The following is a 12,319-nucleotide window of genomic DNA, read 5'->3' as shown; positions in this document are numbered from 1 at the left end:
CATTCGGCATGACACAGCTCTACCGGGGCATGGACCGCGCGGCGCTCGACCGGGAATACGATGCCCGCGCCACCGTGCCGGACATCGCGCCCTTCCTCGCCGCCTATCGCTCGGGCACCGCGGCGGCGCGGCGCGACCTGCCCTGCCGCATCGGCCTCGCCTACGGGCCGACGGAGCCGGAGCGGCTGGATCTCTACCTCGCCGCCCGGCCCGGCCCGGCGCCCGTCTTCCTCTACATCCATGGCGGCTACTGGCGCCTGCTGGATGCCGCCGATTCCGGCTTCATGGCGCCCTTCCTGACCCGCGCCGGGGCCTGCGTCGCGGTGCTGAACTACGCGCTCGCCCCCGCCGTGACGCTGGACGAGATCGTCCGGCAGTGCCGCGCCGCCCTGGCCTGGCTGCGGGCGAATGTCGCGGCGCATGGCGGCGATCCCGCGCGCATCCATGTCGCGGGCGCCTCGGCGGGCGGGCATCTGGCAGCGATGCTGGCCTCGGCCGAGCCTTGCGTCGCCGGCGCCACCCTGCTCTCCGGCCTTTATGACCTGGAGCCGCTGCGGCACTGCCACGTCCATGACTGGCTCCGCCTCGATGCCGCGGCCGCCGCGCGGAACTCCCCCGCCCTGCTGCCGCCGCCGCGCGCCGGCCTGCCGCTGGTCTTCAGCGCCGCCGCCACCGAGACCGGCGAGTTCCTGCGCCAGACCGCCGGGCACGCGGCGCGCTGCGCCGCCGCCGGCTGCGCCGTCACGACCGTCGCGCCGCCGCCCGGCTCGAACCATTTCGACCTGCCGCTGCAGCTCTGCGCCGACACGCCGCTGTCGCGCGCGGTGCGCGCCGCCATGGGGCTCGGCTGATGCCGGTGCGGCGGCTGTTCGGCTGGGGCGGCCGGCAGGTCCGGCGCGCGCTGATCCTGGTGGGCGCCTGCCTGCTCACCCTGCTCGTCGTGCGCGCCTGGGATTCGCAGCGCGGCGCGCCGCTGGAGGCCTGGCACATCCTGGTGCCCCGCGAGCTGCCGCGCGAGGCCATCGAGGAGGCCGGCTGGAACGGCTACCTCGCCGCCGAGGAGCGGCTTCTGCGCGAGATGCGCGAGACGGTCAGCCGCCGCCTCGACCCCAAAGACCGCATTCCCCTCAACCGCTATTTCGAGGGCAGCCCGGCCTATCCGGCGCACCTGCCGCGGGACTGGAACCGCTCCTACGTCCTGGAGCCCGAGGGACCGGCACAAGGCGCGGCCGTCTTCCTGCATGGGCTGACGGATTCGCCCTACAGCCTGCGGCATCTGGCGCGCCGCTACGCCGCGCGGGGCTTCGTCGCCATCGCACCGCGCCTGCCCGCCCATGGCACCGTCCCCGGCGCGCTGACGGCGGTGGAATGGGAGGACTGGATGGCGGCGACGCGGATGGCGCTGCGCGAGGCGCGCCGCCGCGCCGGGCCGGGGGCGCCGGTGCATCTGGTCGGCTTCTCGAACGGCGCCGCGCTGGCGCTGATGCAGGCGCTCGACATGCTGGAGGCCGGCGACCCGGAGCCGGTGACCCGCATCGTGCTGGTCTCGCCCATGGTCGGCGTCACGGCCTTCGCGCGCTTCGCCCGGCTGGCCGGACTGCCGGCGGTCTTCCCCGCCTTCGCCAAGGCCGCCTGGCTCAGCATCTCGCCCGAGTTCAACCCGTTCAAGTACAACTCCTTCCCGGTGAACGGCGCGCGCCAGTCCTGGCTGCTCACCGATGTCCTGCAGCAGCGCCTGGCGCGGCTGGCGCGCGAGGGCCGGCTCGGCCCCCTGCCGCCGGTGCTCACCTTCCAGTCGGTGATGGACGCCACCGTCAGCACCGCCGCCGTGCTGGATGGGCTTTACGCCCGGCTCCCCGCCAATGGCAGCGAGCTGGTGCTGTTCGACATCAACCGCGCGACGCGGCTCGGCCCGCTCTTCCGCCCCGCCTCCGAGACGGCGCTGGAGCGGCTGCTGCCGCCTCCGCCGCGCCGCTACCGCGTCACCGTCCTCAGCAACCGCTCGCCCGATGAGGCCGGCATGGCCGAGGAGAGCCTCGCCGCCGGGGAGACCGCCCCCCGCCGCCAGCCCCTGGAGCTGGACTATCCGCCCGACATCTACTCCCTCTCCCACATCGCCCTGCCCTTCCCGGTGACCGACGCGCTCTACGGGCTGAAGCCGGATCCGGAGGAGGATTTCGGCATCCGGCTGGGCGACATCGCGCCGCGCGGCGAGCGCAACACCCTGGTCGTCGACCTCGACAGCCTGCTGCGCGTCTCCTCCAACCCCTTCTTCCCCTATCTGATCGGCCGGGTGGAGGAGGGCATCGCGCCCGCCCCGCCGGCCCGCTGAAGGCGGCGGCTCAGGCGCCCAGGCGCAGCCGGGTCTCCTCCCCCGCCACCTCGGCCGGCATCCCGGCCGCGGCCAGCAGCGGCAGCGCCGCCTCCGGCGCCGGCCAGCTCGCCGTCAGCAGCCGGCCCTCCAGCCGCAGCCGGCGCGGCGCCGAGGCGGGCAGCCCGCGCACGCCCTCCGCCAGGGCCAGCAGGGCGATGTCGGCCCGGGGACGGGCCGGGCGGACCGGCGCCGCCGCCGCCACCTCCAGGGTCAGCGGCTTGCCGGCGGCGAGGTTCAGCACCGGCAGCACCGCCTCCAGGAAGCGCGCGGAATCGATCTCGCCCTGCTCCTCCGGCCGGCCGAGGCGCAGGTAGGAGCGCAGCAGGGCCTCCGCCTGCCGCGCCCCCTGCAGGGCCCGGCCGAGGCGCACGGCGTTGCGGTCCTCCGGCGGCAGGCTCCCCTGGATCGCCTCCAGGTTCATGACCAGCACCATGAACAGGTTGTTCACCGCGTGCTGCATCGGCCGCGCCAGCCCGGCCATGCGGCGGCCCGCCTCGCCCTCCGCCTCGCTCATCGCAATCCCTCCTCGACGATGCTTCGGAACAGCTGCGCCGGCAGGCTGCCGCCGCGCACATCGGCCATCGGGCCGGCATCGTCATTGCCCAGCCAGACACCGATCACCAGCGGCCCCGCCAGGCCGATGAACCAGGCATCGCGCGAGTCCTGCGTCGTGCCGGTCTTGCCGCCTGGGGCCAGGCCCGGCACGGCGGCGGCGCGGCCGGTGCCCTCCCGCACCACCGCGCCCAGCATGCGGCGCATCATCGCCGCATGCTCGGGCGCGACGGCCCGCTGCGGCGCGGTGCGCGGCACGGCCAGCAGGCGCTCGGCGGATTCGGCGCGGCTGACGCCATAGGGCGTGACGCTGTAGCCGCCATTGGCGAAGGGGGCGTAGCCCGCCACCAGGTCGAGCAGCGTCACCTCCGCCGTGCCCAGGGCCAAAGAGGGCGCATCGGGAAAGCGGCCCTGGATGCCGAGGCGCCGCGCCACCGCCGCCACCGCGCGCGGCCCGCCGCCGCGCTGCATCACCCGCACGGCGGCGGTGTTGACGCTCTGCGCCAGCGCCTCCTCCAGCGTGATCGCGCCGCGTGCCCGCCAGTGGCCATTGCCCGGCGACCAGCGGCCGAGGCTCAGCGGCGCATCCGACACCATCTCCTCCGGGGTGGCCCCGGCCTCCAGCGCCGCGAGGAAGACGAAAGGCTTGAAGGCCGAGCCGGGCTGCCGCCGCGCCGCCGTGGCGCGGTTGAAGGGGCTTTGCCGGTAGCTGCGCCCGCCCGCCAGGGCGCGCACCGCACCGTCCCGCGCGTCGAGCACCACCACCGCCCCCTGGCCGGCCCGCGCGGCGGCGCCGGGCCCGGCCAGCAGCGCCTCCAGCCGCGCCTCCACCACCGCCTGCAGCCGCAGATCGAGCGTGGTGCGGAGGATGAGGTCGCCGGCGCCGGGATAGGCCTCGGCCAGATCCTCCTGGACCCAATCGGCGAACCAGCCGGCATCGCCGGAGGGCCGGCGCGGCAGCGCCATGCGCTCGGCCTCCTGGGTGGCGCGCGCGGCGGTGATCAGCCCGACCTCGGCCATGTCCCGCAGCACGTCGGCGCCCCGGTGCATGGCCGCCGCCGGGGCGACGCGCGGGTTCAGCCGGGAGGGCGCCTTGGGCAGCCCGGCCAGGATCGCCGCCTGCCAGAGCGTCACGCGCCGCGCCGGCACGCCGAAATAGAGCCGCGCGGCCGCATCCATCCCATAGGCGCCGCTGCCGAGGTAGACGCGGTTCAGGTAGATCTCCAGCAGCTGGTCCTTGGTGAAGCGGCGCTCCAGCCAGAGCGCCAGCATCGCCTCCTGCACCTTGCGGCGCAGGCTGCGCTCGGGCGTCAGGAACAGGTTCTTGGCGAGCTGCTGGGTCAGGGTCGAGCCGCCCTGCACCACCCGCCCGGCGCGCAGGTTGGCGATGGCGGCGCGCGCCAGTCCGAGAGGGTCGAGGCCGAAATGGGCCCGGAAGCGGCGGTCCTCCACCGCCATCAGCGCGCCCGGCAGGTAGGGCGGCAGGTCGGCCAGCCGCACCGCCTCGCCATAGAGGTCGCCGCTGGTGGCGAGCAGGCGCCCGTCGGCGGCCTCCAGCGTCACGGAAGGGCGGCGGGTCGTGGCCAGCGCCTCCTCCGGGCGGGGCAGGTCCCAGGCGAAGGCGAGCAGCAGCGCCGCCAGCGCCAGCCCGCCCCAGATGAGCAGCAGCAGGAGCAGCCGCAGCAGCCGGGCCGGCAGGCCACGCCGGCGCGGCCGGGCCTGCGGCGCGGGGCGGGGCGGCAGGGCGGCGGCGCGGGCTGTGGAGCGAGCCATGGCAAAGGCTTAGAGCAGATCGCGGGGGGATGAAAACATCCCCCGCCGCGTCGCCCTGTCGCCGGCTCCCGATCCGACCTAGGCTCTCCCCGCCACGCCCGGGAGAGAGGCCGCATGAGCCACCTGATCCATCGCAGCCTGCGCAGCGACCCCCCTCTCGCGCTCTCCGGCCAGGGCATCCACCTGCGCGACCAGGACGGCCGCGCCATCATCGACGGGTCCGGCGGCGCCGCCGTCGCCTGCCTCGGCCACGGCCACCCCCGGGTGCTGGAGGCCATGCGGGCGCAGATGGAGACGCTCTGCTACGCGCATACCGCGCTGTTCGGCTGCGAGAGCGCCGAGGCCCTGGCCGATGTGCTGGTCGGCCATCGGCCGGGCGGGCTCAGCCACGCCTATTTCGTCTCCTCCGGCAGCGAGGGCAACGAGGCGGCGCTCAAGATCGCCCGGCAGTACTTCCTGGAGATCGGCCAGCCGGAGCGGCGCCACGTCATCGCCCGCCGGCAGAGCTATCACGGCAACACGCTCGGCGCGCTGGCCGCCGGCGGCAACGCCATGCGCCGCGCGCCCTACGCCCCGCTGCTCTCCGACGCCTTCAGCCATGTCTCGGCCTGCTATCCCTATCGCGGCCGCGCCGAGGGCGAGAGCGACGCGGACTATGTCGCCCGCCTCGCAGCCGAGCTGGAGGCGGAGTTCCGGCGCCTCGGCCCCGGGACCGTCATCGCCTTCCTGGCCGAGACCATGGTGGGCGCCACGCTCGGCTGCGTCACCGCCCTGCCCGGCTATTTCCAGGCCATGCGCGAGATCTGCGACCGGCACGGCGCGCTGCTGATCCTGGACGAGGTGATGTGCGGCATGGGCCGCACCGGCACGCTGCACGCCTGGGAGCAGGAGGGCGTGGCGCCGGATATCCAGGTCATCGCCAAGGGGCTGGGCGGCGGCTACCAGCCGATCGGCGGCATCCTGGTGGCGGAGAAGGTGGTGGCGGCGCTGCGCGACGGCTCCGGCGCCTTCAAGCACGGCCATACCTACCAGGCGCATCCCATGGCCTGTGCCGCCGCGCTGGCGGTGCAGCGGGTGATCGCCGAGGAGGACCTGCTGGCCAATGTCACGCGCCAGGGCGCGCGGCTGGAACAGGCCCTGACCGAGCGCCTCGGCAACCATGCGCATGTCGGCGAGATCCGCGGGCGCGGCCTGTTCTGGGCGGTGGAGCTGGTGCGGGACCGCGCCACCAAGACCCCCTTCGACCCGGCGCTGGCCGTGCACGAGCGGGTGCGCGACCTCGCCTATGAGGAGGGGCTGGCCTGCTATCCGATGAACGGCACGATCGACGGCCGCCTCGGCGACCATGCCATCCTGGCGCCGCCCTACACGGTGACGGCGGCGCAGGTGGACGAGATCGCCGCGAAGTTCGCCCGCGCCGTGGAGCGGGCGGTGGCGGGCTGAGCACCTGCCGCGGCCGGGCCCCGTCACGGGAGCCGGAGGCGCCCTTCCATCACCGGCACGCAATTCCCGCCCACCGCGGCGAGGATGCCCTCCGCCGTGCGCCAGGCGCGGGCCGTGAGCCGGCTGGGCCGCCCCATCTCCACCCCCTGGCGGACGTCGAGCTCCAGCACCGCGCCGCCCTCGCGGTCGAGCAGCAGCGCCACGGCCGCGGCGGTGGCGCTGCCGGTCGCCGGATCCTCCTGGAGCCGGCGGGTGAACATGCGGGCGCGCAGCGCGCCCGGGCCATCGCGCCGGAAGACGTAGAGCCGCCCGGCCCCCTCCTCCTTCGGCAGCCGGTCCCAGGCGGCGGGATCGGGGACGAGTCGCGCCATCGCCTCCGCCTCCGCCAGCTCCACCAGCAGGAAGGGCGTGCCGACGCCGGCGATCTCGGCCGAGGCCAGCGCCGCCTCCGGCAGGGAGAGGCTGGCCGCCACCGCCGCCCGCGATACCGCGCCGAGGCGGCGAAGCGGCTGCGGCGCGCGAAGCTCGCCACCGACGACCACGCCGTCCCGCCGACGCGGCACCACCACCGTCAGGCCGGCCGGCACCTCGAAGCGGATCTCCTCCGGCACCGCGAGGCCCCGCGCGGCCAGATCCCAGGCCAGGGCGCAGGCACCGCCCAGCGTCGGATGGCCGGCGAAGGGCAGTTCGTGCGCCGGGGTGAAGATCCGCAGCCGCGCGGTGTTCGCCGGGTTCTCGGGCGGCATCAGGAAGCTGGTCTCGGAGTGGTTGAACTCGCGCGCGAGGGCCTGCATCGTGGCCCCGTCCAGCCCCCCGGCTTCCGGCAGCACGGCCAGCGGATTGCCGCTCAGCGGCCGGTCCGTGAAGACGTCCAGAACAGCGTAGCGGTGCTCCGCAGGCCGTCCGGGCCCGGCACACGTGGCCGCGGCGCTCATGACCAGAAGGGCCGGGCGGCCTCACGGGCCGCTTCCGCCCCGGTCATGCCGAGGTCACGCAGCCGCTCCGGGGGCAGATCGCGGAGTTCGGCCCGGGTGGCGGCGCGCCGGCGCCAGAGGCGCAGCCTCGCCTCGCAGGCGGCGAGGAGGAAGCGGACGCTCCCGACGATGCCTTGCGAATTGTACCGACACGACTGCCCTATTGATCCGATCAAAACGGTGGGCTCCTTCAAATTGACCCGAATCAATTCATGGCATGGAGCAAATTACCGCTTCAATAGCGGAATTGTTCTCGGTACAATCGCCCGATGACCGACTTTCGCGCCATCGCCGACGCCCTGAGCCAGGAACTCGCCGCCGATCTCGCCGCCGGGCGCCGCCGGGCCGGCGACCGGCTGCCGACCAGCCGGGACTTCGCGCACCGGCGCGGCATCGCCGCCTCAACCGCCAGCCGTGTCTATGCCGAGCTGACCCGCCGGGGCGTGACGGTGGGCGAGGTCGGGCGCGGCACCTTCCTACGCGCCGCCGGCACGCCACTGCCCAGGCCGCCCGCCCGCGAGGCGGGAGGGGCGGAGGTGACGGATCTCGAGGTGAATTTCTCGGTGCTGCCGGATCAGGCGGCGTTGCTGGCCCCCGGCCTTGTCGGCCTGACCGGGCCAGAGGCGCTGATGGATGCGCTCGGGCGCGGCGCGGTGCGTGGCACGGCCGAGGCCCGCGCCGCCACATCGGCGCTGATGGCCCGCGGCGGCTGGCGGCCGGATACCGAGGGGTTGCTCTTCGCCGGGCGCGGGCAGCAGGCGATCGCCGCGCTGTTCACGGCCCTGGTCGCGCCGGGCGAACGGATCGGCTTCGAGGCCATGACCTATCCCATGGCCAAGGGCATGGCCCTGCGCCTCGGCCTGCAGTCCGTGCCCCTGGCCATGGACGCCGAGGGGCTGCGGCCGGAGGCGGTGGCGGCCGCGCACCGTGCGCATCCGCTGCGGCTGATCTACCTCCAGCCGGATCTGCACAACCCGCTCGGCGTCACCATGCCGCCGGCGCGGCGGGCGGCGCTCGGCGCCCTGCTGCGCGAGCTGGGCATCCTGGCGGTGGAGGATGTCGTCTATGCCTTCCTCGCCGGCGAGGCCGTCGCGCCGCTCGCCGCCCATGCGCCGGATCACGTCGTGGTGGTGGACAGCCTGTCGAAGCGGGTCGCGCCGGGGCTGACCCTGGGCATGATGGCGGCGCCCGCCGCGCTGCGTCACCGCCTGGCCGCCGCGCTGCGGCTGGGCGGCTGGTCCGCCCAGGGCTTCACCCTGGCCGCCGGCACCGCGTGGATGGAGGATGGCAGCGTGGCCACCCTGGTCCGACGCAAACGCGCCGATGCCCTGGCGCGCAACGCGCTGGCACGCGGGATCCTCGGCGACGCCGGGCTGCGGCTGCGCGGTGACCCGCGCGCCTATCACCTCTGGCTGGAACTGCCGGCGGGCTGGCGGGCCGAGACCTTCGTCGCGGCGGCGGCCCGGCGGCGCATCGCCGTCTCCCCCGCCGCCGAATTCGCCGTCGGCGCCGGGCATGCGCCGGACGCGGTACGGCTGGCCCTGGCCGCGCCGCCGGAGGCCAGCCTGCGGCCTGCCTTGGAAACCCTGCGCGACCTGGCCCTGGCCGGGCCGGACTCCGGCAGCGTGGGCTGAGGCCGGAAGCCTCCGGCCCGCCGCCGCGCTTTCCCGGAAAAGCCTCAGCCGGCGGCCGCGTGCCGGATCAGCGCCGCCGCCACGCGTTCCATCTCCGCCGCGCCGTTGTAGCCGTGGAAGCTGACGCGGATGCGGCCGCGCCCGTTCCAGGCATAGATCCCCTCGGCCTCCAGCCGCCGCACGATCGCGGCGGCGCGCGGCGTCTCGACGCAGACGCTGGCGCCGTGCCGCGCCGGATCCGCCGGCGTGGTGCTGGCGATCCCCGCCGCCGCCAGCCGGCCGAGCAAGGCCGTGGTCAGGCCCTGCACATGCGCCCGCACCGACGCGGTCCCGAAGCCGTCCAGGTAGTCGAGCGCCGATCCCAGGACATAGAGCGAGACGTAGGAGGGATTGCCGCGGCTGAAGCGCATGGCGTCCGGGCGCAGGGCCGGGCGGGCGCCATAGTCCGGGCGCTTCTGCGAGGCGAGCGAGTACCACCCCGCCGTGCGCGGCTGCCAACCCGGCTGGCGTTCGCGGTTCCAGTAGGCCACGGCCGTGCCGGTGGTGCCGAGCAGCCACTTGTAGCAGGCGCAGAAGGCGAAGTCGGCGGCGGCGGCATCGTCGAGCGGCAGGTATCCCGCCGCCTGGGTGTGGTCCACCACCAGCATCGCGCCCCGGCGGTCGGTCGCGGCGCGCAGGGCCGCGAGGTCGTGCCGCGCGCCGTTCAGGTAGGAGACATGGCTGACCGCGAGCAGCCGCGTCCGCGCATCCATCCGCGCCGCCACCGCCTCCGGGTCGCGCACCGGCACGGGGCGGATCTCCACCCCGTCCGGCAGGCCCAGCATGGCGGGCGCGGCCAGGGAGGGATACTCGTCCGGATCGAGGCAGACATTGTCGCCGGGCTGCCAGTCGAGGCTTTCCACCAGCATCGACATCCCTTCGGCGACGCTGGAGACGAAGCCGGTGGAGTCGTGCGGGATGCCGAAGCGTCGTGCGACGAGGCCGCGCACCCGCTCCACCTCCGCCTCCTGCGCCTCGCGCCCGGCGGGCCCGTTGCTCTTGTTCACGGCGTAGCGGCGGAAGGCCTCGTCATGCCGCAGCAGGAAGGGCGGCTCGCCACCGGCGCAGAGATGCGCGACGCCCTCGGGGATGCGGAAATCGGCGGGGTCGAAGAGCGGATCGCCGGACATGCGGACTTCCCTGGCGCCCGGTGCGGAGAGCCGCGGCCGCCCGGCGCGCGGCGGCCGCGGCAACTCTGGGGCAGCCTCCGGTCGAATGGAACCGCCCGCGGATTCTCCCGACCGGGCCCGTCTTCAGCGCATCGGCGGCGCGTACTGGATGCCGCCCTTGTTCCAGAGATTGTTGATGCCCCGCTCGACGCCGAGCGGGCCGATGTTGCGGTCCCACATCTCGCCGAAATTGCCGACCTGCCGGACGATCTGCACCGCCCAGTCCGGCTGCAGGCCGAGCATCTTGCCGAGATCGCCGGTCCGGCCCAGGAAGCGCTGCACCTCCGGGCTGTTGCTGTCGGCGAAGCTGTCGAGGTTCTTGCTGGTGATGCCCAGCTCCTCCGCCGTCAGCTGCGCGAAATGGGTCCAGCGCACCACGTCGAAGAACTTGAAGTCGCCCTTGCGGACGACGCTGCCGAGCGGCTCCTTCGAGATCACGCCGGGGATCAGGAAGTACTTGTCCGCGTTCGGACCCTGCGCGTAGCGGAAGGCGGCGAGCGAGGAGGCGTCGGTGGTGAAGGCATCGCAGCGGCCGTTGATGAAGGCGGCGCGCAGTTCCTCGAGATCGGCGATGACGAGCGGCGAGAAGCTCATGCCGTGGCTGCGGAAGTAGTCGGCCAGGTTCAGCTCGGTGGTCGAGCCCGGCTGCACGCAGACCGAGGCGCCGTTGAGCTGCCTCATCTCGCGCACGCCGCTCTCGGTCTTCACCATGAAGCCGGTGCCGTCGTAGAAGTTGACGGAGGCGAATTCGAGGCCGAGCGCCGCCTCGCGGCCCAGCGTCCAGGTGGTGTTGCGCACCAGCATGTCCACCTCGCCCGATTGCAGCGCGGTGAAGCGGTTCTGCGCCGTGGTCGGCACGAACCGGACCTTCTCGGCATCGCCGAGGACAGCGGCGGCGACGGCGCGGCAGCCATCGGCGTCGAGGCCGCGCATCACGCCCTGGCTGTCCGGCAGGCTGAAGCCCACCGTGCCGCCGGCGACGCCGCAGAGCAGATAGCCGCGGGCGCGGATGGCGCCGAGCATATCGGAGGCCGGTTGGGCCGAAGCCGCGCCGTACGACCCGAGCCAGGCGCAGGCGAGCATGGTGAGCGCACGCAGTGAGCGGAACATCGCGTTTCCTTCTCGACTTGCGTGACTGGCTTTCTCCCGACCGGCTTCTCTCGGCGGCGGCGCCGAGGCTAACAACCCGCGGGCGCGGCTGGCAATCGCCGTCTTGGCCCCGCGGGGCGGGCGGGGGCCGCGCCGTCAGAGCCCCATCAGGTCCAGCGTCCGGCCGATCACCTTGCCCTCGTCGAAGCGCTCCAGGGCGCGCGCCCGTCCCGCCGCGCCCAGCCGCGCGCGCAGGGCGGGATCGGCCGCCAGGCGCGCCAGCGCGGCGGCCAGCGGCGCGACCCGCATCGGCGGCACCAGCAGGCCGGTCCCGCCCTCCACCACCTGCTCGCGCGGGCCACGGATGTCGGTGGCGACGACCGGCAGGCCGGTCATCATCGCCTCGATCACCGACATCGGCAGGCCCTCGAAATGGCTCGGCAGGCAGAAGACATCCGCCGCCGCCAGGATCCGCGCAACATCCTCGCGGTAGCCGAGGCGCTTCAGGCGTGGCCCGAGCAGCCGCGCGGCGCGGGCGAAATCCTCCGTCATGTCGGGGCCGTGGTCGGTCGGCAGCCGCTCGCCCACCACCCAGAGCGTGGCCCGGGGCACGGATTCCATCGCCCGCAGCAGCTCGACATGCCCCTTGTGGCGCACCAGCCGGGAGACGATGACGATGACGCAGTCATCCTCCGCCGCGCCGAGTTCGGCGCGCAGCGCGGCGCGCGGCGCCGGGTCGGGGTGGAAGCGCGCCGGGTCGCGGCCGTTGCGGATGCCCACCGCCCGCCGCGCGATGCCGAGGCGGCGCGCATCGGCCGCCTCCTCCTCGCTCACCGTCATGAAGACGTCGGTCATCCGCCCGCCCAGCCATTCCAGGCCGAAGGAGAGGCCGCGCCGCCAGGGCGGCCCGGGCTGGTTGAACAGGAAGCCATGCCCGGTATAGGCGATGCGCGGCACCCCCGCCGCCCGGGCCGCCGCGCGCGCCAGCAGGCCCGAGATCGGCATGTGCGCGTGCACCAGATCGAAGCGTTCCGCGCGGAAGATCCGCAGCAACGCGGCGAAGGCCCGCGCCTGGGCCAGCGGGTTCAGGCTGCGCGCCATCGGCACGGGCAGGATGCGGAAGCCCTCGGCACGCGGCTGGTCGAGCAGCGGCCCCTCGGCGCAGATCCCCACCACCTCGTGCCCGCGCGCGCGCGCGCCGCGCATCACCGGCAGCACGAAGTGCCGCAGCGAGAAATCGACGTTGCAGACCTCGGCGATCTTCAAGTGGGG

11 protein-coding genes are annotated in these 12,319 nt (G+C 74.5%); 4 read left to right on the top strand and 7 right to left on the bottom strand.

Annotated elements, in window-relative coordinates; genetic code table 11:
• Positions 1 to 8 precede the first annotated feature (8 nt).
• Positions 9 to 851, top strand: a complete 843-nt coding sequence (locus tag D9598_RS13970; protein ID WP_198367137.1) for an alpha/beta hydrolase — start codon at positions 9 to 11, stop codon at positions 849 to 851.
• A complete protein-coding gene (locus D9598_RS13965; RefSeq protein ID WP_198367136.1) occupies positions 851 to 2,332 on the top strand; it encodes an alpha/beta hydrolase in 1,482 nt (493 codons plus the stop codon). The genes D9598_RS13970 and D9598_RS13965 overlap by 1 nt, the downstream gene beginning before the upstream one ends.
• 10 nt (positions 2,333 to 2,342) lie before the next feature.
• Here D9598_RS13965 and D9598_RS13960 read toward each other — a convergent pair whose 3' ends face one another.
• Positions 2,343 to 2,888, bottom strand: coding sequence for a hypothetical protein (locus D9598_RS13960; protein ID WP_198367135.1), 546 nt, complete (start codon positions 2,886 to 2,888; stop codon positions 2,343 to 2,345).
• On the bottom strand, positions 2,885 to 4,699 hold the full coding sequence (locus tag D9598_RS13955) for a transglycosylase domain-containing protein (RefSeq protein ID WP_198367134.1): 1,815 nt from the start codon (positions 4,697 to 4,699) through the stop codon (positions 2,885 to 2,887). The genes D9598_RS13960 and D9598_RS13955 overlap by 4 nt, the downstream gene beginning before the upstream one ends.
• A gap of 114 nt (positions 4,700 to 4,813) precedes the next feature.
• On the opposite strand from D9598_RS13955, the gene D9598_RS13950 reads away from it, so the two are divergent.
• Positions 4,814 to 6,142 carry an aspartate aminotransferase family protein gene (locus D9598_RS13950; protein WP_198367133.1) on the top strand — a complete coding sequence of 443 codons (1,329 nt, stop codon included), beginning with the start codon at positions 4,814 to 4,816 and terminating at the stop codon, positions 6,140 to 6,142.
• Between the two features lie 23 nt (positions 6,143 to 6,165).
• Here the strand turns inward: D9598_RS13950 and D9598_RS13945 are convergent, their stop codons facing one another.
• Together D9598_RS13945 and D9598_RS21645 are read right to left on the bottom strand one after the other, a co-directional pair.
• On the bottom strand, positions 6,166 to 7,077 hold the full coding sequence (locus tag D9598_RS13945) for a PhzF family phenazine biosynthesis protein (RefSeq protein WP_198367132.1): 912 nt from the start codon (positions 7,075 to 7,077) through the stop codon (positions 6,166 to 6,168).
• Positions 7,074 to 7,292 (bottom strand): DUF1127 domain-containing protein, encoded by a 219-nt coding sequence (locus tag D9598_RS21645; RefSeq protein WP_370592029.1) that lies wholly within the window; start codon positions 7,290 to 7,292, stop codon positions 7,074 to 7,076. Before D9598_RS21645 ends, D9598_RS13945 begins: the two co-directional genes overlap by 4 nt.
• A 93-nt stretch (positions 7,293 to 7,385) precedes the next feature.
• Between D9598_RS21645 and D9598_RS13935 the strand changes: the two genes are divergently transcribed.
• On the top strand, positions 7,386 to 8,750 hold the full coding sequence (locus tag D9598_RS13935) for a PLP-dependent aminotransferase family protein (RefSeq protein WP_198367130.1): 1,365 nt from the start codon (positions 7,386 to 7,388) through the stop codon (positions 8,748 to 8,750).
• Between the two features lie 44 nt (positions 8,751 to 8,794).
• Here the strand turns inward: D9598_RS13935 and D9598_RS13930 are convergent, their stop codons facing one another.
• The 3 genes from D9598_RS13930 to D9598_RS13920 all read right to left on the bottom strand — a co-directional run bounded on the left by D9598_RS13930 (position 8,795) and on the right by D9598_RS13920 (position 12,313).
• Positions 8,795 to 9,919: an aminotransferase class V-fold PLP-dependent enzyme gene (locus tag D9598_RS13930; RefSeq protein WP_198367129.1), complete on the bottom strand. Its 1,125-nt coding sequence runs from the start codon at positions 9,917 to 9,919 to the stop codon at positions 8,795 to 8,797.
• Positions 9,920 to 10,042: 123 nt separating this feature from the next.
• Positions 10,043 to 11,068: an amino acid ABC transporter substrate-binding protein gene (locus D9598_RS13925; protein ID WP_198367128.1), complete on the bottom strand. Its 1,026-nt coding sequence runs from the start codon at positions 11,066 to 11,068 to the stop codon at positions 10,043 to 10,045.
• Between the two features lie 135 nt (positions 11,069 to 11,203).
• Positions 11,204 to 12,313, bottom strand: coding sequence for a glycosyltransferase family 4 protein (locus D9598_RS13920; protein WP_198367127.1), 1,110 nt, complete (start codon positions 12,311 to 12,313; stop codon positions 11,204 to 11,206).
• Positions 12,314 to 12,319: the final 6 nt, after the last annotated feature.

Source organism: Roseomonas sp. KE0001 (genome assembly GCF_016107285.1).
Classification (GTDB): domain Bacteria; phylum Pseudomonadota; class Alphaproteobacteria; order Acetobacterales; family Acetobacteraceae; genus Pseudoroseomonas.
Note: the sequence above shows the minus strand (reverse complement) of the source record. Positions and strands in the feature narration are given on the sequence as shown.